This is a genomic window from Haloarcula sediminis (assembly GCF_035656455.1).
Taxonomy (GTDB): Archaea; Halobacteriota; Halobacteria; order Halobacteriales; family Haloarculaceae; genus Haloarcula; species Haloarcula sediminis.
In genome coordinates this window covers 55906-76585 of sequence record NZ_JAYMGA010000007.1, presented here as the reverse complement: position 1 = coordinate 76585, position 20680 = coordinate 55906, and the positions used below count along the sequence as shown (strand labels likewise).

Annotated in this window: 24 protein-coding genes and 1 tRNA gene; 17 read left to right on the top strand and 8 right to left on the bottom strand. The window is 67.9% G+C overall.

Annotated elements, in window-relative coordinates; translation table 11 throughout:
* Nucleotides 1-40 precede the first annotated feature (40 nt).
* The 4 genes from VJ162_RS12845 (at nt 41) to VJ162_RS12830 (ending at nt 4784) form a co-directional block, all read left to right on the top strand.
* Nucleotides 41-718: an enoyl-CoA hydratase/isomerase family protein gene (locus tag VJ162_RS12845; protein WP_324664838.1), complete on the top strand. Its 678-nt coding sequence runs from the start codon at nt 41-43 to the stop codon at nt 716-718.
* 43 nt (nt 719-761) lie between these two features.
* A complete protein-coding gene (locus tag VJ162_RS12840; protein ID WP_324664837.1) occupies nt 762-1487 on the top strand; it encodes a DUF3105 domain-containing protein in 726 nt (241 codons plus the stop codon).
* A gap of 170 nt (nt 1488-1657) precedes the next feature.
* Nucleotides 1658-3634 (top strand): DUF460 domain-containing protein, encoded by a 1977-nt coding sequence (locus VJ162_RS12835; protein ID WP_324664836.1) that lies wholly within the window; start codon nt 1658-1660, stop codon nt 3632-3634.
* 142 nt (nt 3635-3776) lie between these two features.
* Nucleotides 3777-4784 carry an AAA family ATPase gene (locus tag VJ162_RS12830; RefSeq protein WP_324664834.1) on the top strand — a complete coding sequence of 336 codons (1008 nt, stop codon included), beginning with the start codon at nt 3777-3779 and terminating at the stop codon, nt 4782-4784.
* Between the two features lie 23 nt (nt 4785-4807).
* Here VJ162_RS12830 and VJ162_RS12825 read toward each other — a convergent pair whose 3' ends face one another.
* A complete protein-coding gene (locus tag VJ162_RS12825; protein WP_324664832.1) occupies nt 4808-5290 on the bottom strand; it encodes a hypothetical protein in 483 nt (160 codons plus the stop codon).
* Between the two features lie 41 nt (nt 5291-5331).
* On the opposite strand from VJ162_RS12825, the gene VJ162_RS12820 reads away from it, so the two are divergent.
* The 9 genes from VJ162_RS12820 to VJ162_RS12780 all read left to right on the top strand — a co-directional run bounded on the left by VJ162_RS12820 (nt 5332) and on the right by VJ162_RS12780 (nt 12286).
* Entirely contained in the window at nt 5332-5655 is a 324-nt protein-coding gene (locus VJ162_RS12820; protein ID WP_324664831.1) for a hypothetical protein, read from the top strand.
* A 79-nt stretch (nt 5656-5734) separates the two neighbouring features.
* Entirely contained in the window at nt 5735-6043 is a 309-nt protein-coding gene (locus tag VJ162_RS12815) for a 30S ribosomal protein S24e (protein ID WP_053966642.1), read from the top strand.
* Complete coding sequence (locus VJ162_RS12810; protein WP_262178959.1) at nt 6044-6175, top strand: 30S ribosomal protein S27ae; 132 nt, start codon at nt 6044-6046, stop codon at nt 6173-6175.
* 6 nt (nt 6176-6181) lie between these two features.
* Nucleotides 6182-7810 carry a bifunctional N(6)-L-threonylcarbamoyladenine synthase/serine/threonine protein kinase gene (locus VJ162_RS12805; RefSeq protein WP_324664827.1) on the top strand — a complete coding sequence of 543 codons (1629 nt, stop codon included), beginning with the start codon at nt 6182-6184 and terminating at the stop codon, nt 7808-7810.
* Between the two features lie 49 nt (nt 7811-7859).
* Nucleotides 7860-8276, top strand: a complete 417-nt coding sequence (locus VJ162_RS12800; RefSeq protein WP_324664826.1) for an EamA family transporter — start codon at nt 7860-7862, stop codon at nt 8274-8276.
* A 278-nt stretch (nt 8277-8554) separates the two neighbouring features.
* On the top strand, nt 8555-8830 hold the full coding sequence (locus tag VJ162_RS12795; RefSeq protein ID WP_324664825.1) for a DUF5808 domain-containing protein: 276 nt from the start codon (nt 8555-8557) through the stop codon (nt 8828-8830).
* 91 nt (nt 8831-8921) lie between these two features.
* On the top strand, nt 8922-9572 hold the full coding sequence (locus VJ162_RS12790; protein WP_324664823.1) for a non-canonical purine NTP pyrophosphatase: 651 nt from the start codon (nt 8922-8924) through the stop codon (nt 9570-9572).
* A 112-nt stretch (nt 9573-9684) separates the two neighbouring features.
* Nucleotides 9685-10455 (top strand): SDR family NAD(P)-dependent oxidoreductase, encoded by a 771-nt coding sequence (locus VJ162_RS12785; RefSeq protein ID WP_324664821.1) that lies wholly within the window; start codon nt 9685-9687, stop codon nt 10453-10455.
* A gap of 130 nt (nt 10456-10585) precedes the next feature.
* Entirely contained in the window at nt 10586-12286 is a 1701-nt protein-coding gene (locus VJ162_RS12780; protein WP_324664819.1) for a methyl-accepting chemotaxis protein, read from the top strand.
* Here VJ162_RS12780 and VJ162_RS12775 read toward each other — a convergent pair.
* The 3 genes from VJ162_RS12775 to VJ162_RS12765 all read right to left on the bottom strand — a co-directional run bounded on the left by VJ162_RS12775 (nt 12283) and on the right by VJ162_RS12765 (nt 15220).
* On the bottom strand, nt 12283-12753 hold the full coding sequence (locus tag VJ162_RS12775) for a DUF7384 family protein (RefSeq protein WP_324664818.1): 471 nt from the start codon (nt 12751-12753) through the stop codon (nt 12283-12285). The two genes, VJ162_RS12780 and VJ162_RS12775, sit on opposite strands and share 4 nt — an antisense overlap.
* A gap of 452 nt (nt 12754-13205) precedes the next feature.
* Nucleotides 13206-13865, bottom strand: a complete 660-nt coding sequence (locus VJ162_RS12770; protein ID WP_324664817.1) for a potassium channel family protein — start codon at nt 13863-13865, stop codon at nt 13206-13208.
* Between the two features lie 179 nt (nt 13866-14044).
* A complete protein-coding gene (locus tag VJ162_RS12765; protein ID WP_324664815.1) occupies nt 14045-15220 on the bottom strand; it encodes a DUF7282 domain-containing protein in 1176 nt (391 codons plus the stop codon).
* Nucleotides 15221-15388: 168 nt separating this feature from the next.
* Here VJ162_RS12765 and rnz point away from each other — a divergent pair, with 168 nt between their 5' ends.
* The 4 genes from rnz to VJ162_RS18605 all read left to right on the top strand — a co-directional run bounded on the left by rnz (nt 15389) and on the right by VJ162_RS18605 (nt 18329).
* On the top strand, nt 15389-16306 hold the full coding sequence (gene rnz, locus VJ162_RS12760; RefSeq protein ID WP_324664813.1) for a ribonuclease Z: 918 nt from the start codon (nt 15389-15391) through the stop codon (nt 16304-16306).
* A gap of 251 nt (nt 16307-16557) precedes the next feature.
* Complete coding sequence (locus VJ162_RS12755; RefSeq protein ID WP_324665118.1) at nt 16558-17634, top strand: Gfo/Idh/MocA family protein; 1077 nt, start codon at nt 16558-16560, stop codon at nt 17632-17634.
* 41 nt (nt 17635-17675) lie between these two features.
* A complete protein-coding gene (locus tag VJ162_RS12750; RefSeq protein ID WP_324664812.1) occupies nt 17676-18050 on the top strand; it encodes a VOC family protein in 375 nt (124 codons plus the stop codon).
* Between the two features lie 204 nt (nt 18051-18254).
* Nucleotides 18255-18329, top strand: coding sequence for a DUF7577 domain-containing protein (locus VJ162_RS18605; RefSeq protein ID WP_455429320.1), 75 nt, complete (start codon nt 18255-18257; stop codon nt 18327-18329).
* Nucleotides 18330-18631: 302 nt separating this feature from the next.
* On the opposite strand, the gene VJ162_RS12745 is transcribed toward VJ162_RS18605, so the two are convergent.
* The 4 genes from VJ162_RS12745 to ilvA form a co-directional block, all read right to left on the bottom strand.
* A tRNA-Ser gene (locus tag VJ162_RS12745) sits at nt 18632-18713 on the bottom strand.
* 28 nt (nt 18714-18741) lie between these two features.
* Nucleotides 18742-18945, bottom strand: coding sequence for a hypothetical protein (locus VJ162_RS12740; protein WP_324664810.1), 204 nt, complete (start codon nt 18943-18945; stop codon nt 18742-18744).
* Nucleotides 18945-19322, bottom strand: coding sequence for a Rid family detoxifying hydrolase (locus VJ162_RS12735; RefSeq protein WP_324664809.1), 378 nt, complete (start codon nt 19320-19322; stop codon nt 18945-18947). Before VJ162_RS12735 ends, VJ162_RS12740 begins: the two co-directional genes overlap by 1 nt.
* Nucleotides 19323-19359: 37 nt before the next feature.
* Complete coding sequence (ilvA, locus tag VJ162_RS12730; RefSeq protein WP_324664808.1) at nt 19360-20571, bottom strand: threonine ammonia-lyase; 1212 nt, start codon at nt 20569-20571, stop codon at nt 19360-19362.
* Nucleotides 20572-20680: the final 109 nt, after the last annotated feature.

Here is a 20680-nt window from a genome sequence, read left to right as displayed (position 1 = left end):
AGGGCAAAGACCTTTGGAAACACCACCATCAAGCAGGGGCATGGTCCGGACAACGGTCGAGGGGGACGTGCGCGTGCTGACGCTGTCGCGGCCGGCGCGGCGCAACGCGCTCGACAGGGATGCCCTGTCTGAACTGTCGGACGCCGTGGCCGAGGCGAGCGAACCCGTCCTGTATCTCCACGGCGCGGGGACGGCGTTCTGTGCCGGCGCGGACCTGGAGGTGGTGCGGGACCTCGACGGCGACGCGGCAGCCGACTTCGCTGCCCTGGGCCAGCGGGTCGCGAACGAACTGGAAGGGTACGACGGGGCCGTTATCGCCGGCATCGACGGGGCCGCCAGGGGCGGCGGCGTCGAGCTGGCCCTGGCCTGTGACCTGCGGGTGGCCACGCCCGAGGCGACGTTCGCCGAGACCGGGGTGAAACTCGGGCTCTTTGGCGCCTGGGGCGGGACCACGCGGCTCCCACGCGTCGTCGGTGAGGGCGAGGCGATGGACCTGGCACTGTCGGGCCGGACTGTCGGCGCCGAGGCGGCGCTGCGGATGGGGCTGGTCTCGCGGGTCACCGACGCCCCCCGGGCCGTGGCCGACGAGCTGGCCGCGGTCGACCACGCCGCGCTCCGGACGCTGAAACGGCGGCTGCGGGACGATACTGACCAGGCGACCGGTGACGAGCGCGAGCGGGCGGCCTTCGCCGACCTCGTCGATACGGCGGAGTTCTAGGTAGCAATACGTTCAAACCCCCCCGCCACATACGGTAGGGCCAATGGTGGACTGCGAGTACTGCGGGGCGTCGTTCGACGGCGAGGAGACGTATCTGGACCACCTCGCCGACGAGCACGCGGGGGAGCTTGGTGCCATCGACCAGCGGCGGGTAGACGGCCGTACGGGCGACGACGAGTCGTCCATCTCGCTGATGGCGCTGGCGGTGGGGATCGGCGCCGCTATCGCCGTCGGCGCGACGCTGTACCTGACGTTCTTCTCGGGCGGTGGGGGCGTCTCGCCCGACGGAATCGAGGCCGCCGGACTGAACGAATCGGGCGACAGCGCCCGTCTCGATGCGGTCGAGACGTTCTCCAGCGAGGGGACCCAGCACGTCTCCGAGGGCCAGGATATCGAATACGAGCAGTCGCCCCCGCTGTCCGGTCCCCACTACGGCACGGCCACCGAGGGCGGCTTCTACGAGCAGACCCAGCCCGCGGGCAACATCGTCCACGCGCTGGAACACGGCGCGGTCGTCATCTACTACGACGAGAGCGCGCTGAGCGAGTCGGCCCGCACCAGCCTCCGGGAGTTCGCGGCGACCCACACCGGCAGATGGCGCAGCGTCGTCGTCGTCCCGAACCCCAACGAGACCGCCGAGTCCGACTTCGTCCTGACGGCGTGGCGCAACCGCATGTACATGGACAGCTACGACGCCCGGACCGTCCACGCGTTCCTCTCGGAGTTCCTCGGCCGCGGCCCCGAGAACCCGGTTCGTAATCCGGCGTGACGTGTCTGCTGTGCGAACGCGGACGACGTAAGCGCCGCAGGAACCCGCTCGGAGCCTGACGAGCCGCGGGGCCACAGCGGGTGGGGCTCTCTGAACTGTCCCCTGCTACCGCAAACGCGACCGCTAGACGCGGAACGACATTTATTAGCACGCACCCCCTAGCGGCGGGCGTGAATCGCACGGCAGCGCTCGACGCCGTCATCTTCGGGGTGGACATCCAGAGCGGCGACATCCGCGGTGACGCCCCCTCCTACGCGCTGGTGGTCTTCGATGGCGACGAGCTTGAGCGGGACGTGGTCTCGCGGCGGAAACTCCGTCGGCGCATCGAGAGCGAGGAACCCGCCATCGTGGCGACGGACAACATGTACGAGCTGGCCGCCGACAAGGACCAGCTGGTCCACTTCCTGGGGTCGCTGCCCGACGAGACGAAACTCGTCCAGGTGACCGGCGACGAGCGCCCGGAACCGCTCTCGCGGGTGGCCAAACGCCACGGCGTCCCCTACGGCAAGGAGCCGATGCAGGAGGCCGAGGCCGCCGCCAGACTCGCCGCCGCCAACGTCGGCCAGGAGGTCTCCGCGTTCACCGACACGACGGAGGTGAAAGTCGCCCGCGGTCGCTCGACCGGCAAGGGCGGGTGGTCCGAGGACCGCTACACGCGGCGCATCCACGGCGCGGTCAAGACCCAAGCGAGGGAGGTCGAGTCGGAACTCGACGCCGCCGGCCTGGAGTACGAACGGGACGTGACCGAGAAGTACGGCGGGTTCTCGAACGCCGTCTTCCGCGTGCAAGCACGGCCGGGGGACATCCCGGTCTCCACCCACCGGTCGGGCGACACCCGCGTCGAAATCGAGCGCGTGCGCCGTGACGGCATCGAGTTCCGCCCGCTGGCCAAGCGTCGGGACCACGTCGTCGTCGGCGTCGACCCCGGGACGACCACGGCGGTCGCTATCGTCGGTCTGGACGGCGAGGTGCTGGACGTCTACTCTTCTCGCACCAACGACCAGGCCGACGTCATCGAGTGGATCATCGAGCGGGGCCGGCCCGTCGTCGTCGCCGCCGACGTCCAGCCGATGCCCGAGACCGTCGGGAAGTTCCGCCGGTCGTTCGACGCGGCGGGGTGGGCGCCCGAGCGGGACCTGCCGGTCGACGAGAAGAAACACCGCACGCGCCACGAGGCCTACGACAACGACCACGAACGGGACGCGATGGCCGCCGCCCTCTATGCCTTCGACCACCACGAGAGCCAGTTCGAGCGGGTCGCCGAGAAGGTGCCGCCCCGGTACGAGGTCGGCCCCGTCGTCGCCCGCGTCGTCGCCGGCGAGGAGTCCGTCGAGAGCGTGCTGCGGGATATCGAGGGCGAAGACGAGCCCGAGGAGGCGGCCGACAGCCACCAGCCCCGGGAACTCACCGCCGACGAGAAGGAGATCAAACGACTGGAGGCCCGCATCGACCGGCTGGAGGACCACGTCGAGGAGCTCAAGGGGACCATCCAGCGCAAAGACGAACAGCTCGAAGAGAAGGACAAGCAATTGGAGAAAGCCCGCCAGGAGGGTCGGCGGGAGGTCCGCAAGGACCGCGAGGTCACGCGCCTGGAGCGGCGCAACGACGCCCTCGAACGGAAAGTCGAGGAAGAGCAGGAAAAGCGCGAGGCCCTGAGCGAGAAACTGGAACGGCTCAAGGAGCTCTGGAAACTCGACCACTCGAACTTCGCGGACGTCTCCGAACACGAGGAGGGACTGGTCCCGGTGAAGGTCGTAGAGCAGTTCACCCGCGGCGACATCGACGAGGCCGACGAGCAGTTCGGCCTCGCGGCGGGCGACATCGTCATGTTCCGCGACGCCTCCGGCGCGGGCCGGTCGACGGCCCAGCGGCTGGCCGAGGTCGAGCCGCGGGTGGTGCTTCGCAACGGTGGCCTCTCCGACGCCGCTGACGAGGTATTGTTCGACCACGATATCCCCGTCGCCCCCGCCGAGATGGTCCCCGTCCAGGAGGTCGACGAGCTCGCCATCGCCCGCGAGGAGGTCGTCGAGGACGCCATCGACGACTGGCGCGACCGGGCCGAGCAGCGCCGCCAGGAGCAGAAAGCCGAGATGGTCGACCAGATTATCAGCGAGCACCGGGCGGATAGACCTGTCAGTGGGGAGTAGTGGGGACCGGAACGTAGTGGATGTCCGTTGAAGCGACGCGGGTCGCGTGGCTCCCCGCGTCGCGTTCGAGGCGATTCGCTTCGCTCATCGCCTCGCGAAGCGGGGGATACTTGTCGGGCCCTCGCCTACGCCGGGACGACAGATGGACGCGCCGCTGTGGACCGAGACGCACGCGCCGGCACTCGAAGACGTCCCCCAGTCGGCGGCCCGCGAACACCTGCAGGGGGCCATCGAGGAGCCGATGAACCTGCTGGTCCACGGGCCCAAGGGCGCGGGCAAGACCGCCGCCGTGCGGGCCTACGCCCGCGAGGTCCACGACAACCCCGACGCCGACTTCACCGAGCTCAACGTCGCCGACGTGTTTGACATGACGAAAAAGGAGGTCGCTAACGACCCCCGATTTTCCTCGTTCATCGACAGCAAGCGCCGCCGCGAGTCCTCGAAGGCCGACCTCATCAACCACGTCCTGAAGGAGTCGGCGAGCTACACGCCGATGTCGGGCACGTACAAGACCATCCTGCTCGACAACGCCGAGGGGATGCGCGAGGACTTCCAGCAGGCCCTTCGCCGGGTGATGGAGCAGTACTACGAGGCGACCCAGTTCGTCATCGCCACGCGCCAGCCGTCGGCGGTCATCCCGCCGATTCGGTCGCGGTGTTTCCCGGTCGTGATGCGGGAACCGACCCACGCCGAGACCGTGGGTGTCCTCTCCGACATCGTCGCCGCCGAGGGGGTCGACCACGACGAGGAGGGGCTGGAGTACGTCGCCGGCTACGCCGAGGGGGACCTCCGGACGGCCGTCTTAGCCGCTCAGACGACCCACGAGGAGACCGGCTCGGTGACGATGGAGACGGCCTACGAGACGCTGACCGGACTCGAAGCGGACGACGCCGTCGAGTCGATGGTCGAGGCCGCCGAGGAGGGACGGTTCACCGACGCCCGGTCGGAACTGGACGACCTGCTCGTCGACGAGGGGTACGGCGCGGACGACGTCATCGAGGAGATTCTGGATGTGGCCCGCTCGCGGTACTCCGGAGAGCGGCTGGCGCGGGTCCACGAACTGGCCGGCGAGGCCGACATGGCGCTGACGGAAGCCGCAAACGAGCGGATTCACCTCTCGCGGCTGCTCGCGGATATCGGTCAGCTCTGACCCGGCTGGCCGTCGGACGTCGCTCAGCCCAGCGACCCGCCCGACCCGCGCACGTCACGGATGTCCTGGATCAGGTCCGCGACGACGTGAACCCACAGCGTCACGGCTGCCAGGGCCGCAAGCGCCGGGGCGAGCACCCAGAGGACGGCGACCAGTGGCCCGCCGATGAGCACGTGACTCAGGAGGCGGTCGAGCTTCCCGAGCTCGTACTCGTGGAATATCGACGCCTGGTCGGTAAACACCGCACGCGGGTTCGCCAGACAGTAGCGGATCGCACGCGGGTCGCCCGTGTTGTACCAGGCGACCAGAAAGTGGTCGAAGTCGATGCCGACGCCGACGACAGCGGCGAAGGCGACCCAGCCCAGACCGGCAAGGAGGTCCAGCCCGGCGTACAGCCCGGCGGCCAGCCCGACGGCGACAGAGAGCAGGAAGTGGTGTTTCGAGTAGATAGGGACTCCTCCACCGGTGCGTTCGAGCGGGGTGCTGTAGTGTTCTTCGCTCGACACACTACGCAGGACTCTTGGCACCGGGTCCCGATGGGACGACCATGTCACAGTCCGGGCAGCGGAACAATCTCACGGTTCTTCTCGTCGGGTTGTTCCTGCTTTTCGCCCCCGCCCTGTTCGTCGTCGCCACGCTCGAATTTCTCATCCTCTCCGGGGACCTCGTCCTGAGCGAGATTACCCCGGTCGAGTTCCTCGAACTGTATCTCATCGACCTCGTCCTGTTTGCCGGCGTCGGCTACGGCGTCTATCGACTGACGCTGTGGGTTGTCGCGAACCGTCTCCCCGCGGCCTCCGATGTACGGGAGGCTGATTCGGCCCCGGACGACGCTGCCGACCCTGAGGCGTCCGGCGACGACAGTCAGTGACGGCACGCATCGGATACGGCGGGGTAGCGGCTTCGAAATCCTTTTAGGCGCTACGGCGGGAATCTATGGACAACGAACCATGGATATCGACATCATCGAGGAAGACGAGAACCCCATGTTGCACAGAACGGACGTCCGCTTCGAGGTCGTCCACGACGAGGCCACGCCGTCCCGGTTGTCCGTGCGTGACTCCCTCGCAGCCACCCTGAACAAGGACGCCGAAGAGGTCGTCATCCACAAGCTCGACACGAAGTTCGGGATGCGAAAGACCGTCGGCTACGCGAAGGTCTACGACAGCCCCGAGTACGCCCGCGACGTCGAGCAGGACCACATGCTCGAGCGCAACAAGATCGTCGCCGACGGCGAGGAAGAGGCGGAGGAAGCATAGATGCCCCGCTCCGACTACTACGACGACGGCGAGCTGACCAAGGACCTCTGTCCGCGCTGCGGTGACACCGTCCTCGCGGACCACGACGACCGCCAGCACTGCGGGAAGTGCGGCTACACCGAGTGGAAGTAGGGCGCGATGCGGATTCTCGGTATCGAGGGAACCGCCTGGGCAGCCAGTGCTGCGGTCTACGAGACCGACGACCTCGATAGCGCCAGCGACGACCACGTCTTCATCGAGACGGACGCCTACCAGCCCGACAGCGGCGGCATCCATCCGCGCGAGGCCGCCGAACACATGGGCGAGGCGATTCCACGCGTGGTCGAGACGGCCATCGGGCACGGACGGGAGCGTGCTGGGGCCGCTGAGAACGCGCCCTTCGACGCGGTCGCCTTCTCGCGGGGCCCCGGACTGGGGCCGTGTCTGCGCATCGTCGCCACCGCGGCGCGGGCCGTCGCCCAGCGCTTTGACGTACCGCTGGTCGGCGTCAACCACATGGTCGCCCACCTGGAGGTGGGTCGCCATCGCTCGGGCTTTGACTCGCCCGTCTGCCTGAACGCCTCCGGCGCCAACGCCCACGTGCTGGGCTATCGGAACGGCCGCTACCGCGTGTTAGGCGAGACGATGGATACCGGCGCGGGCAACGCCATCGATAAGTTCACCCGCCACATCGGCTGGCAACATCCCGGCGGGCCGAAGGTCGAACAGCACGCTCTCGACGGCGAGTACCACCCGCTACCGTACGTCGTCAAGGGGATGGACTTCTCGTTTTCGGGCGTCATGAGCGCCGCGAAGCAGGCCGTCGACGACGGGGTACCGGTCGACGATGTCTGTCGCGGGCTGGAAGAGACCATCTTCGGGATGCTCACCGAGGTCTCCGAGCGGGCGCTCTCGCTCACCGGCGCGGACGAGCTGGTGCTGGGCGGCGGCGTCGGTCAGAACGAACGGCTTCAGGGGATGCTCGGGGAGATGTGTGACCAGCGCGGAGCACAGTTTTACGCGCCCGAGAACCGCTTCCTGCGGGACAACGCCGGCATGATAGCGATGCTTGGCGCGAAGATGTACGCCGCCGGCGACACCCTCGAAATCGAGGAGTCGGCCATCGACTCGAACTTCCGACCGGACGAGATCCCCGTCACGTGGCGCGGGCCCGACGAGAGCGTGGACCGGCGCGACCGGGGCGAAACCGAGGTCCAGGGCGCCGAAGCGACGGTCACCATCGAGGCCGACCGGGTTCTCAAGGCGCGCAACCCGCGGAGCTACCGCCACCCGGCGCTCGACGAGCGGCTGCGGACCGAACGCACCCGACAGGAAGTCCGGCTGACGAGCGACGCCCGCAGGCACGGTGTCCCGACGCCGCTGGTGCTGGACGTGGACCCCGACGAGGCCCGCATCGCCTTCCAGCGCGTCGGCGAGGCCGACCTGCGGGAGCGACTCGCCGCTGACACGGTGAGCGCTGTCGGTGAGTACCTCGCCCGCATCCACGACGCCGGCTTCGTCCACGGCGACCCGACGACGCGAAACGCACGCGTCGCGCCCCGCGAGCGGCGCGTCTTCCTCATCGACTTCGGGCTGGGGTACTACACCGACGAGCCCGAGGACCACGCGATGGACCTCCACGTGCTGGCCCAGTCGCTCGCCGGCACCGCCGACGATCCCGAGGCGCTGTTCGAGGCGGCCCGCGAGGCCTATCGGGCCGAGTCCGGCCACGCCGACGCCGTCTTTGCCAGCCTGGCCGACATCGAGGGCCGCGGGCGCTACCAGTAGCCGGCCGGGAATCCGAACGCACACCTGTCCGGCACGCGTTCGCCCGACAATGCGTTATCTCCTCTGGGCCGTGCTGGCGCTGATCGGCTACACGCTCGTCCCGCCGCTGGTGAAGATGGCGACGGCGACCATCCCCAGCGACGTGGTGCTTGTCATCTCGAACGGGATTCTCGTCGCTGTCGGGCTGGCTATCGTTCTCTCCTCGGACGTGTCGGTGACGCCGTATCTCACCGACGGGCAGGCCGTCTACGCCTACGCCGCCGGCATCGCACTCACCGTCGGTATCGTCTCGTACTACCGGGCGCTGGCCGCCGGCCCAATCAGCGTCGTCGTCCCCGTCTTCGGGATGTTCATCGCCACCAGCTCCATCATCGGCATCGCCTTCCTCGATGAACCCCTGACCGGCCGCAAGGTGGCGGGTATCGCGCTGGCCGTCGCCGCCGTCTACCTGACTTCGGTGGAGTAGCGCGGGGCCGGGAGCGAGTGGTGCGACAGCTGTCGCACCCGAGCGACCCGGGGAAAGGCAGGGCCGCCGACAGAGCGAAACACGCGTAATTGAGCCATAGCATACGGCGAGCGGAGCGAGCCGTTTCCCCGGAAGCGCGCCGACGGCGCACTTCCGGCCTTTTTCATCGACGTTTTTCGAGGAGCGGTGCCCGCAGGGCCGCGAAGCGGCCCGAGGACACCAGACGATGAAAAAGGTCGGGGGGAAGGAATTTAGTCCACCCGCGAGTACGGACAGATATGGTAGACAAACCCCAGTCAGGGGAACTGTTCGGCGTGCCGTACAACTTCGAACGCCCCAGTCTGAAACGGCTGGTCTCCTCGTACTGGCAGCCCGGCGACGGGATGCTGGTCGAGAAGCCCTTCGGCATCGGCTACACGCTGAACCTGGCGAACTGGCGCGCGTGGATCGTGCTGGCGGTCGCCGGCGCGATGCTGTACCAGGAGCGCCGGGGCGAGGGCGAGTCCTTCGAGGACGAGGAAGCCGACGAGCCGGTCGAAGTCGTCGTCGACTGACCCGCCGACGCTGTCGGCGGGGAGATGCGACCGCCGAAGCCGGGAGCACCGTTTCGACGCCTCTTTTGGGGCCGCCCGCTCGTGTAGCGGTATGCTCAACTTCGTGACGACCAACCCCGGGAAGGTCCGGGAGGCGACGGCCTATCTGGACGACGAGGTGGTCCAGTTCGACTTCGACTACCCCGAGATGCAGGCCGACGAGCTCGGCGCGGTGGCGGCCCACGGCGCCCGCGAGGCCTATCGGGCGGCCGACGGGCCGGTCATCGTCGACGACGCGGGACTGTTTATTGACGCCTTCGACGGGTTCCCCGGCCCCTACTCCTCGTACGTCGAGGACAAGGTCGGCATCGAGCGGGTCTGGCGCATGACCGAACCCGAGGCCGACCACGGCGCGGCGTTTAAGACAGTGATCGCCTACTGCGACGGGGAGGGGTTCGAGGCCACCCCGGACCCTGTCGACCTCGACGAGCGCCGCGGGCAGGACCTCGGGGCGGACAAGCGGGACACGGCGACGACCGGCGACCAGGTCCACGGCGGCGAGGATGCACTCCCGGTCAAGCTGTTCGAGGGCCGGGTTCCGGGGGAGATTGTCGCGCCCCGAGGTGAGGGCGGCTTCGGCTTCGACCCCGTCTTCGAGCACGACGGGACCACGTTCGCGGAGATGAGCACCGACGAGAAAAACGCCGTCTCCCACCGCGGGCGGGCGCTGGCGAAGTTCGCGGAGTGGTATGCCAAGCGATGAGCGAGGCATGCGTCGAACAGCCGATCAGCGTCGTCCGGGAGTTGCACCACCGGCGCGACGTGACGCTGTTGCAGTCCAGACGACGCGCCCGGCGTGACGGGGTGGTGGGGCGGTGAGCGACTCCGGTACCGCACTGGTCACTGGCGCGTCGGCGGGTATCGGCGCGGCGCTGGCCCGGGAGTTCGCGGCCCACGGTCACGACGTGGTGCTCGTGGCCCGCCGCGAGGAGCGGCTCCGCGCGCTCGCCGACGAACTGGAGAGAAAGGGTGTGACGGCCACCCCCATCGCGATGGACTTAGACGTCGCGACGGCGGCGACGGACCTCCACGAGGAGGTCACGGGGCGTGGGCTCGATATCGATATCCTCGTCAACAACGTCGGTGTCGGCACGTACGGCCCCTTCGCCGACAGCGACCTCGACGCCGAGCGGACCCAGCTCCGGCTGAACGTCGTCTTGCCCGTCGAGCTCACCAGGCTGTTTCTCGGCGAACTCCGAGGGGGAGGGCGTGTGCTGAACGTGGGTTCGGTGGCCGGGTTCCAGCCCGGACCGGGCCTGTCGACCTACTACGCGAGCAAGGCCTACGTCAACAGTTTCACCGAGGCCATCGCCGAGGAACTGCGGGGCGACGTGGCCGTGACACTGGTCTGTCCCGGGCCGGTCGACACGGAGTTTCAGCGCCGCGCCGGGATGGGCGACTCGGCTGTCGGGGCGGTGCTCTCGACCACCCCGGAAGCCGTCGCTGAAGCCGCGTACGAGGGGATGCTGGCCGGTGAGACGGTCGTCGTTCCCGGCCGCGTAATGTGGCTCGTCGAGCTGCTGGGGCGAGTCACGCCCCGCTCCGTCGTCCGGCGCGTCGCGGCGTGGGTCAACAGCGACCGGTAGCTCTCAGTCCCGAGAGCGATAGCGCCCGCCGGCGCTCGGGCTACCTGACTGTAACGTGCACGTGCGGTTTATTTTCAGATATCGATAATCACAGGTGTAGTTGAAGTAGGGCGGTGTTGAACTAGCGCGCATGACACGACCCGTCGTCGAACAGTACAAGGGGCTGATACGCCAGTCGCTTGACCTCTTTAGAGTCTCGGGGTCCATCGAGCGGAAAGTGCTGGCGGCTGTCGGCCTCCAATTCGGTGCCTCCGTCGGCCTCGCGACCGTGGCCGTCCTCTTCAGCGGGACGCTCAAGTTCGCACTCATCGGGCTGTTGCTGGCCGGTGCGACCGTGGCCTTTGCCAACACTGTCTTCATCACCCGCGAGGACATGGTCGACCCCATCGTCACCCTCTCTGAGCGGGCCGACCGCATCGCGGCCGGGGAAGTCGACGTCGACATCCCCGACAGCGATCGCGGGGACGAGGTGGCGAGCCTGCTCGACTCCTTCGGAGCGATGCAGGCCACGCTTTCGACGGTCGCTCGACAGGCCGACGCCCTGGCCGCCCAGGAGTTCGACGACCCGGTCCTCGATGAGGACGTGCCCGGAACCTTCGGCGAGTCGCTTTCCCGGATGGCGACCAACATGGAGTCTTACACCGCGGAACTGGAGCAGATGACCGCTGACCTAGAGGAGCGTTCGGCGGCACTCTCCGAGCTGGTGACGGCCTTCGGCGACGCGGCAGAGCGGGCGAAAGGCGGGGACCTCACGGCGACCATCGACGCGGAGTTCGAGGACGTCGACGACCAGTTCCAGCAGGTCGTCACGGACTACAACGACCTGCTTGAGACCCTGTCGGACACTGTCGGTGGGGTGGTCTCCTTCGCCGACGAGGTGGCCGAAACCAGCGACCGGGTCACCGAGAGCGTCGCCGAAATCGACCGTGCGAGCGACGAGATAGCGCGTTCGGTGCAGGACATCTCCGCGGACGCGAGCCGGCAGGCCGACCGCCACGACGCCGTGGCGGGCGATATGAACACGCTGTCGGCCACCGTCGAGGAGATAGCGGCGACGGCCACCGACGCCGCCGAGACCGCCGACCGGGCCGCAGAGCGGGGTCGCGACGGGCGCGCCGAGGCCGCTGCGGCTATCGACGAACTGGAGCTGATGACGACCCGTATCGACGAGATCGCCGACGCCGTCGAGGGGCTGGTCGACGAGATCGGCGAGATAGACGAGGTGGTCGATCTCATCACCGAGGTGGCCGAACAGACGAATATGCTGGCGCTGAACGCCTCCATCGAGGCCGCCCGCGCCGACGCCGACGGCGACGGGTTCGCCGTCGTGGCCGACGAGGTCAAGTCCCTGGCCGAGGAGACCCGGGACGCCGCCGAGGAGATATCGGAGCGCATCGAGGCGGTCCAGGACAGAGCCGGCGCGACGGTCGCGGACGTGGAGGAGACCAACGAGCGCGTGGCCGACAGCACCGACAGCATCGAGGCGACACTGCGGGACTTCGAGGACATCGTCGACGTACTCGGCGAGGTCAACGACGCTATCCAGGAAATCTCGGACGCGACGGCCGAGCAGGCCGAGACGACACAGAACGTGGTCGCCGCCGTCGACGAGGTGGCGGAAGTCAGCGAGCAGACAAAGCGGGAGGCCGAGTCCGTCGCCGCCGCGACGGAAGAACAGACCGCGACAATCTCCGAGGTGACCGGCGAGGTCAAGTCACTCGCCGGGCGCACCGACGACCTCCGCGACCTGCTCCAGCAGTTCGACGTGACCGGGACACACACCCGGACCGGCGATACGACCGAAGTGTTCGCGCCCAGCGCCGACGACTAGGCCCGCGGGTCCCGGTCCGGACCCGGGTACGCGCCGCCCTCGACCAGTTCGTACAGCGCTTCGGGATCGAACAGCGCAGCGAAGGCGTCGGGCGTGCGAACGCTTACGTCCATGTGTTCGTTGAGCGCCACCCCCGTCTTCGCGCTCCGCAGCGTCTCGTCGTAGCTGAGCACGTGGGCGGCCTCGCCCCGGTAGGCCGAGGCCAGCGCCGGGTGGTCGCCCGCCGGGTGGTCGACTGACTCGCGTTCGCGCTCGATTCGCTCGCGCCAGTCGGCCGCGAGGTCGGAATCTGCCTGGTCGGCGATGATCGCTTCGGCGTCGTCGAGGAGGCGGTCGCTTGCCACGAGCCGGACCCAGGAGTGGCGCCGGACGTGGTCGAGGGCTCTGCGGGCATCGCCGCCACACAGCAGGTCCGCCGCGAGTACGTCTGCATCGGCGACGACGCGGGCGGGGGCGCTCTCAGCCATCCTTGGCCTCCGTGCGCCGCTTGGCGAGTGCCTCCTGAACGGTCTCGACGGTGGTCTCGTGGTCGCTGGCGCGCTCGAACAGGTCGGCCCAGTCCATGGCCGGGGTAGGGACCACCGACAAAAAGCCGTGCCGTCTGCCATCCGTCTGACGGGAGTTTATGTCAAATCCCACCCTCGCCCTGAGTACGGGCGCGCACTGGCAGCTACGTTCGCTACGTCTGTAGCACGTCCCATCCTCCTGTCGCGCGCCCGGATACTTGCTGCGAACGACTGCAACCCAGCATCGGCTAGTACCGACGGTATCGACAACGCGAACGGCCAGACAGTCTGGGCCCCTTTATCCCTGCCCAGCGCCGACTGGCCAACCGGCTACGGGGGGTTCAAACGCTGTGACGTTCGGGTTCCCGGCCAGGCACTGTCACTGGACTCCCAGTCACAGCCAGCGCTGGCGTTCAGGCCTCCGCGTGGAGCGCCGACCGCACCTCGTCGATGCCGTCGTGGCTCGTCATGACGGCGAGGCTGTCACCGGCCTCGATGGTAGTCTGTGGCAGCGGGATCGTCATCGACTCGTGGGCGCGGCCGTGGGCGTAGATGTGGGCGTCGCCGGGCAGGGAGACCTCGACGACGCGCTTGCCGACGACCGACGACCCCTCGGGGACGTCGATCGAGGCGATGGAGAGGCGCTCGGTCAGGTCCGCGAGCACGTTGAAGTCCCCGCCCAGCAGGGCGGTCTTGGCGCCGGCAGCGCCCAGCCGCTCGGGGTAGATGATGTCGTCCACGTCGGCGGCGTACTTCTCGTATATCTCCTCGCGGTAGTCGGCGTCGATTCGCAACACGGTGCGACACCCGTGTTCCTTGCCGATCATGCAGGCGCTGAAGTTGGTATTCAGGTCGCCGGTGAGCGCGCCGATGGCGTCGGCCCCGTCGATGCCCGCCGCCGCCAGTGTCGACTCCTCGCTGCCGTCGCCGGTGACGACCTCGAAGCCGGCCTCTGTCGCCCGGTCGACTTTCTCCTGGGACCGCTCAACGATAACGACCTCGTGACCCTCGCTCTGGAGAATGTGTGCGGTCCGGGTCCCGACGCGACCGTAGCCGACGATGACGAACTTCATGGGAGCGGCTACGACAGCCAGCATTAAAAATGTGAACGTATGACAGGGTATCGAGCGCAGCGGCGGTCCGCAAGCGAAGCGGGGCCACTGGCGAGCGGTCCGAAGGAAAAAGGGGTAATCGTCGGTCCGTTCGGACTGGTCACCGACGTAAGCGGTGTCGGCTCACCGCGTCACCGGCGTCACAGTATTCCGGTGGGGGTCTCCGTGCCGTCGGCTGGAGCCGGTTCGGTCTCGGTCGGTGTGCCGGTGTCGCCTTCGGTCGGCGTGTCAGTCCCGCCTTCGGTCGGCGTGTCAGTCCCGCCTTCGGTCGGCGTGTCGGTTTCGTCTCCGATCGGCGTATCAGTCCCGCTTTCGGTCGGGGTGTCGGTTTCGTCTCCGATCGGCGTGTCAGCCTCGCCTTCGGTCGGGGTGTCGGTTTCGTTCGCCTCGGTGTCCTCGACCACGGTCACGTTCGCGGTGTCCGTGACCGGCGTGTCGTTGACGAGTGCGGGCGGGTCGAGCAGACCGACGGTGTCGACGAAGTCGAACGTCTGGTTGTCGGTGCTCATGGTCTGATTGTCAGCACCCGCGGTCTGATTGTCAGCACCCGCGGTCTGATTGTCAGCACCCGCAGTCTGGTTGTCGGACGCTGGCGTTTCGGTCGGCGTCTCCGTTCCCGCGCCTGGCGTTTCGGTCGGCGTCTCCGTTCCGTCAGTCGGCGTTTCCGCTGCCGTCGTCTGGGAACCGTCGTCCATCGTCTGGTTCGGGGTGCTCTCGACGTGGATCATCGCGGTGAGCTCCTGCGTTCCCTCCAGACTGGGCGCTGTCTCGTTTGCCGACTCGTTGGCGACCGCGTTGGACATCTGCTCGCCCTCCGCAGTGTAGTTCGTACCGGGGACATCAAACAGCGTGACGGTCACGTTGTCGTAGCTCCCGGCGGGGAGGTACTCCGAGACCCCGATGACGCTATCGATGGTCTGGCCCATATCGAGGCTCCCGTCGTGGATGACGACGTAGCCGGACTGGTTCAGCGTCACGTTCGAGACGGTGACGGCCGTCCCGTTGGTCTCCTGGTCCTCGAAGGTCAGTGACGGACCCTCGGTGGACTCGTTCATCGTCTCGTTTGTCTCGCTGTCCGTCGGCACTCCGATGCCGTCGTCGGGTGTCTCGTTTTCGGGGGTCACCGGCTCGTCCGCCGGCGTCTCGGTGGGCGTCTCGTCTGCCGGCGTCGTCGGTTCCTCAGCCGGTGTGGGCGTCTCGTCTGCTGTCGGTGTCTCCTGCTGTGCTACCGGCCCGGGGACGGCGCCGGCCTGCGCTGTGAGGGCCGCTGTCACGACCGCGACAGCGATGGCGACGAGTATCGTGTTCCGTTTCATGTTGTAATGCAAACGAGGGGACAGAAGGCGGATTGATAAACTAAACCGACAGTTCAGCACGGAAGGTGCGGCCATCCGACGAGGGCCCGCCACACGGCCTGAGAAAGGCGCCCTTATCTGGCCGCCTTTCGACACGGGTTTAGGCGGGCGCGGCCGATAACGGACCGTATGCGAGTGACGTTTCTCGGGACGAGCGGGGCCATCCCGACGACCCAGCGTAACACAAGCAGTATCTTCTGTAACCGGGATGGCGACTACCTCCTCTTTGACTGCGGCGAGGGCACCCAGCGCCAGATGATGCGCTACGGCACTGGGTTCGCCGTTGACCACCTGTTCGTGACACACCTCCACGGCGACCACGTCCTGGGGATTCCGGGCCTGCTACAGACGTTCGACTTCAACGACCGCGAACGGCCCGTGGCCATCCACACGCCCGCGGGCACGCGAGGGAACGTCAAACAGCTCATCGAGGCCAACGGGACGACCCCCTCCTATCCGGTTCGCATCAACGAGGTCTCGGCCGGCGACACCGTCCTGGACCGGCCCGAGTACGAGGTCCGGGCCATCGCGACCGAGCACCGCTGTGCGTCGGTCGGCTACGTCCTCGCCGAGGACGACCGCAAGGGCGAGTTCGACCGCGAGAAAGCCGAGGACGAACTGGGCATCCCGCCGGGGCCGAAGTACTCGAAGCTTCACCGGGGCGAGGCCATCGAACACGACGGTCGGACCGTCGAGCCCGAGGAGGTCGTCGGGCCGCCCCGCCCCGGCCGCACCCTGGTCTACACCGGGGACACCCTCCCGACCGACAGCGTCGTCGCCGAAAGCGAGGGGGCGGACCTGCTCGTTCACGACGCCACCTTCGCCGAGGACCGGAAAGAACGCGCCGAGGCGACGGCCCACTCGACGGCGAAGGAGGCCGCCGGGGTGGCCCGCGACGCCGGCGTCCGGACGCTCGCGTTGACCCATATCTCGACGCGCTACGCCGGCCAGGCCGACCGGCTCGGCGCCGAAGCGGGGGAGGTCTTCGACGGCGAGGTCGTCGTCGCCGAGGACGGGCTGGAGCGACACGTGCAGTTTCCCGACTAGCGAAGAATCGAACGAAGGGAGGTTCCTCGGAAACCGCGAGCGGCGTAGCCGCGAGCAGTAGCGAAGCGAACCACTTCGGAGCGACGCGGGGAGCGCAGCAACCCGCGGAGCAGTAGCGGTGTGGAAAGCCGGATGGTAGTGCGGCCCCGGATAGCGACCGCCGGGGGTAGTCGAGGGCGTCGTACTGGAATAGTAATGTATGACAACGAACCAATAGTGCGAGCTTTATGGCTCCAGACGCATCGATAGGCATGACTTATCGGATGGTACACGTCGGGCTCGGTGGTCAGGGGCGGACCTGGCTCACCGAGGCAATCCCGCCAAACGTCGAGGCGGGCCGAATCGAGGTCGTCGCCGCGGTCGATACTGACCCCGAGCGACACGAACTGGCGCGGGACGAACTCGGGCTGTCCCCGGACCGCTGTTACACCGACCTCGATACCGCGCTGACCGAGCGCGAGGCCGACTTCTGTTCGGTCGTCACGCCGCCGGCGGCCCACGAACCGGTCATCGAGACGGCGCTTGCCCACGGCCTGGACATCCTCTCGGAGAAACCCATCGCCGACACGCTGGAAGGCTCCGTGCGTATCGCGCGGGCGGTCGAGGCGGCGGGCGCGAAGATGGGGCTGACGATGACCCACCGGTTCGACCAGGACAAGACGACGTTCCGGCGGGCCGTCGAGGGGGCCAGCCCGGTGGATTATCTCACGGCTCGTTTCACCGGCAGTGTGCGGGAGCGCGGTCACTACTCGCCGTACGTCCACGAGATGGAGGACATGCTCTTGCTCGATGGGGCCGTCCACCATCTCGACATGCTCGCCTCGCTCGTCGACGCCCCTTGCGAGCGGGTGTACGCCGACACCTGGGTACCGGATGGGGCGGACTACCGGGGCGACTGCACGGGGATGGTGACGCTTACCTTCGCCGACGGCACCCGCGCCCACTACGAGGGCAGCTACGCCAACGCGACCACGCTCAACGGCTGGGGCCACGAGCAGTTCCGCGCCGAGTGTGCCGACGAGACTATCGTGCTCGACAACCGGAACGTCGAGCGGTTCGGCCGCGACGCCGAGCGGGCCGGGGAGAGCGTCGGCCGGGACGACGGCGAACACGTCCCGCCCGTCGAGCGAGCGACCTGGACCAACGCCTGGCTCATCGAGCAGTTCTGTGACTGGCTCGGCGGCGGCGAGCCGATGCCGACCGACGTGGCGTCGACCCTGCGGTCGATGGCTATTGTCTTTGCCGCCATCGAGAGCAGCGAGACCGGCCAGGCCGTCGAGGTGCCGACGCTGCTGGACGAGGCCCGCGCCGTCGCGCAGGTGCAGTAGGGACCGGTACAGTCTTTCCGTGGCCGGACACACCAGCCGGTATGGACCTGGCACACGTCGCTATCTGCGTCGCCGACCTCGACCGCGCGCTCGAATTCTACGGCGCCCTCGGCTTCGAGGAGAGCCACCGCTTCACGCTCGACGGCGTCGAGAACGTCTACGTCGGGAAACCGGGCAGTGACAGCGCCCTCCAGTTGCGTTATGACCCCGACCGGACGACGCCTGTCGCCCCGTCTCGGGCCGACACCGACCACGTCGCCTTCACCGTCGACGACGTCGAGGCGACCTTCCAGACCGCCCTCGACGCCGGCGGTGCGGCGGTGCTGGAGCCAACCGAAATCGAGCCCGCGGGCGCCTACGCCGCCTTCGTCGAGGACCCCGAGGGGTACACGCTGGAGCTCTACCGCGGGCTGTAGCGACCGAGGAGCTACCCCTGTGGGGACCGAACCCCCGGTATGGTCACGGCCGGCGAACTGTACGTCCTCACCGCGACCGTGCTGGCGCTGGTCGCGCTCGTGGCGGCGGTGCCGGTGCTGTGCGACATCGCGATGGAGGGTCGTGAGTGACTGCGGTGGGGCGGGCCCGACCCACCAGACGCACACAGCAGCGAAGTCGTCGGCGTGTGCTGCAAGCACTGTGGGACGGAGAACGCGGCGGGCTACACGTACTGTGAGGAATGCTTGCGGGCGCTATAGCTTTCTAAATTCCCGTTGTCGCGGTGCAGTAGCATACCGCGCCGAAGGCGCGGTTTCACTGGACGCGAACGCAGTGAGCGTCCGGCCTTTTTCGCCCACGTTTTTCGAGGAGCCCTCTCCACAGCGAGCCGCAGGCTCGCGAGGAAGGGCGACGATGAAAAAGGTGGTACGCCAGGACTGGGATTTGAACAGGTGGGAGACGTTCCGGGGTGCTCGCTTCGCTGCGCTCCCGGGGCTGCGACTCCCGTGCTCAAATCTCAGTCGGGACGCTTCGCTCCTCGCGTATTGCTCGGAGCAGAAAGCGCCAGGACTGGGATTTGAACCCAGAATCCCGAAAGGGAACACGCTTTCCAGGCGTGCGCCTTACCGTTCGGCCATCCTGGCTCGCAGGCGAGAGTGGGAGGGCGTTCGGTTAAGGGCTTTCGTTTCCGGGCAGGCGGCCCCGGGCGGCGTGGCTGAGCGCCGTGGCACCGACCAGCACGGCGAGGCCGACGCCGGCTTTCGCGGCGACGGTCACCCGCTGGCCGGCGAGCAGCTCGTACCCCTGCAGGAGCACGAGGAAGGTCAGCGCGCCGACGACGCCCCACAGCAGGCTGGACCGTGTTCGGGGGTGCATCAGCGGACGGCGACGGCCTCGATTTCGACGGCGACTCCCTTCGGGAGCGCGTCGACGCCGACGGCCGAGCGGGCGGGTGGCGCCTCGTCGAAGAAGTCGGCGTAGGTGTCGTTCATCTCGTCGAAGTCGTCGATGTCGTCGAGGAAGACGCTGACTTTCAACACGTCGTCCATCCCCGAACCGGCCTCGCTGAGGACGGCCGCGACGTTTTCGAGTGCCTGTTCGGTCTGCTCGGCGACCGGCGCGTCGTCGAGCAGGTCCCCGTCGGGCGTCAGCGGGATCTGGCCGGCGGTGAAGACGAGGTCGTCGGTGGCGGTGGCCTGGCTGTACGCGCCGACGGCGGCGGGCGCGTCGTCGGTGTGGACGATGTCTTTCATACCAGAGTGCGGGCCCGCAAACCGTATAAAAGCCCCGTCAGACCAGCACCTCGACGGGGTAGCCCTGATCCCGCAACGCCGCAAGCAGGTCGTCGACGTGGTCCGGACCGCGGGTTTCGAGGTCCAGTTCCACCTCGGCGTCGTTCATCGCCACGTCCCGGTTCGTGCGGTCGTGTTCGATGGCGTAGATGTTGACCTGCTGTTCGGAGAGGACGCCCACGAGTTCCTCTAAGGCACCGGGGCGGTCTTTCAGCACCGTTTTGAGACGGAGGTACCGGCCGGTCTCGACGAGCCCGCGGACGATGACGTTCGTCAGCGTGTTCAGGTCGATGTTGCCGCCACACAGCGCCGGGACGATGATTTCCCCGTCAGCGTAGTCGAACTTCTCCTCGGTGACGGCCGCGAGGGCGACGGCCCCGGCGCCCTCCGTGAGCGTCTTCGACCGCTCCAGCAGGGTCGTAAGCGCCACCGCGATTTCGGAGTCCGTCACGGTCACGACCTCGTCGACGCGCTCCTCGATTATCTCGAACGTGCGCTCGCCCACCGTGCGGGTGGCGATGCCGTCGGCGATGGTCTCGACGCTGTCCCGTTCGATGCGGTGACCCTTCTCCAGGGACTCGGCGACGCTGGAGGCCCCCTCGGCCTGGACGCCGACGACGCGAACCGACGGGTCAAGCCCGTCGAGTGCGGTGGCGATACCGCTGATGAGCCCGCCGCCGCCGATCGGGACCACCACAGTGTCGACCTCGGGGAGTTCGTCGTAGATTTCGAGGCCGATCGTCCCCTGGCCGGCCATCACGTAGTCGTCGTCGAAGGCGTGGACGTAGGTGCGGCCCTCCGCTCGCTCGATCTCGTGGGCGCGCTCTGCGGCCTCGTCGTAGTCCTCGCCGGCCAGCACCACGTTTCCCCCGTAGCTCCGGGTGGCTTTCACCTTCGAGATGGGGGCGTGTTCGGGCATCACGATGGTCGAGTCGACGCCGATGCGGGTGGCCGCCAGCGCGACTCCCTGTGCGTGGTTGCCGGCGCTGGCCGTGACGACGCCGTTTTCGCGCTCGGCCGCCGAGAGCGTCGCGATGCGGTTGGTGGCACCCCGGAGCTTGAACGAGCCGGTCCGCTGGAACAGTTCGAGCTTCAGGTGTATCTCGGCGCCGGTCATCGCGGAGAAGGTATGGGAGTACTCGAGCGGTGTCTGTCGGGTCGTCTCGGCGACCCGGTCGCGCGCCGCCTGCACGTCTTCGAACGAGAGCATGGCACTGGCTACTGGCCGTGGCGTGTTATGCTGTTTGGACCGCCGAAAACGGATAGGGAGGGAGCGTGTGACTGCGAATAAACGGAACAGTCGGCGACACTTAAACCCA

What these genes read in the sequence shown, in the direction of transcription:
- VJ162_RS12845 (WP_324664838.1), top strand. Translation starts at nt 41, where the DNA reads ATGGTCCGGACAACGGTCGAGGGGGACGTGCGCGTGCTGACGCTGTCG.
- VJ162_RS12840 (WP_324664837.1), top strand. Translation starts at nt 762, where the DNA reads ATGGTGGACTGCGAGTACTGCGGGGCGTCGTTCGACGGCGAGGAGACG.
- VJ162_RS12830 (WP_324664834.1), top strand. Translation starts at nt 3,777, where the DNA reads ATGGACGCGCCGCTGTGGACCGAGACGCACGCGCCGGCACTCGAAGAC.
- VJ162_RS12820 (WP_324664831.1), top strand. Translation starts at nt 5,332, where the DNA reads ATGTCACAGTCCGGGCAGCGGAACAATCTCACGGTTCTTCTCGTCGGG.
- VJ162_RS12815 (WP_053966642.1), top strand. Translation starts at nt 5,735, where the DNA reads ATGGATATCGACATCATCGAGGAAGACGAGAACCCCATGTTGCACAGA.
- VJ162_RS12810 (WP_262178959.1), top strand. Translation starts at nt 6,044, where the DNA reads ATGCCCCGCTCCGACTACTACGACGACGGCGAGCTGACCAAGGACCTC.
- VJ162_RS12805 (WP_324664827.1), top strand. Translation starts at nt 6,182, where the DNA reads ATGCGGATTCTCGGTATCGAGGGAACCGCCTGGGCAGCCAGTGCTGCG.
- VJ162_RS12800 (WP_324664826.1), top strand. Translation starts at nt 7,860, where the DNA reads ATGCGTTATCTCCTCTGGGCCGTGCTGGCGCTGATCGGCTACACGCTC.
- VJ162_RS12795 (WP_324664825.1), top strand. Translation starts at nt 8,555, where the DNA reads ATGGTAGACAAACCCCAGTCAGGGGAACTGTTCGGCGTGCCGTACAAC.
- VJ162_RS12790 (WP_324664823.1), top strand. Translation starts at nt 8,922, where the DNA reads ATGCTCAACTTCGTGACGACCAACCCCGGGAAGGTCCGGGAGGCGACG.
- VJ162_RS12780 (WP_324664819.1), top strand. Translation starts at nt 10,586, where the DNA reads ATGACACGACCCGTCGTCGAACAGTACAAGGGGCTGATACGCCAGTCG.
- VJ162_RS12775 (WP_324664818.1), bottom strand. Translation starts at nt 12,753, where the DNA reads ATGGCTGAGAGCGCCCCCGCCCGCGTCGTCGCCGATGCAGACGTACTC.
- VJ162_RS12770 (WP_324664817.1), bottom strand. Translation starts at nt 13,865, where the DNA reads ATGAAGTTCGTCATCGTCGGCTACGGTCGCGTCGGGACCCGGACCGCA.
- VJ162_RS12765 (WP_324664815.1), bottom strand. Translation starts at nt 15,220, where the DNA reads ATGAAACGGAACACGATACTCGTCGCCATCGCTGTCGCGGTCGTGACA.
- rnz (WP_324664813.1), top strand. Translation starts at nt 15,389, where the DNA reads ATGCGAGTGACGTTTCTCGGGACGAGCGGGGCCATCCCGACGACCCAG.
- VJ162_RS12755 (WP_324665118.1), top strand. Translation starts at nt 16,558, where the DNA reads ATGACTTATCGGATGGTACACGTCGGGCTCGGTGGTCAGGGGCGGACC.
- VJ162_RS12750 (WP_324664812.1), top strand. Translation starts at nt 17,676, where the DNA reads ATGGACCTGGCACACGTCGCTATCTGCGTCGCCGACCTCGACCGCGCG.
- VJ162_RS12740 (WP_324664810.1), bottom strand. Translation starts at nt 18,945, where the DNA reads ATGCACCCCCGAACACGGTCCAGCCTGCTGTGGGGCGTCGTCGGCGCG.
- VJ162_RS12735 (WP_324664809.1), bottom strand. Translation starts at nt 19,322, where the DNA reads ATGAAAGACATCGTCCACACCGACGACGCGCCCGCCGCCGTCGGCGCG.
- ilvA (WP_324664808.1), bottom strand. Translation starts at nt 20,571, where the DNA reads ATGCTCTCGTTCGAAGACGTGCAGGCGGCGCGCGACCGGGTCGCCGAG.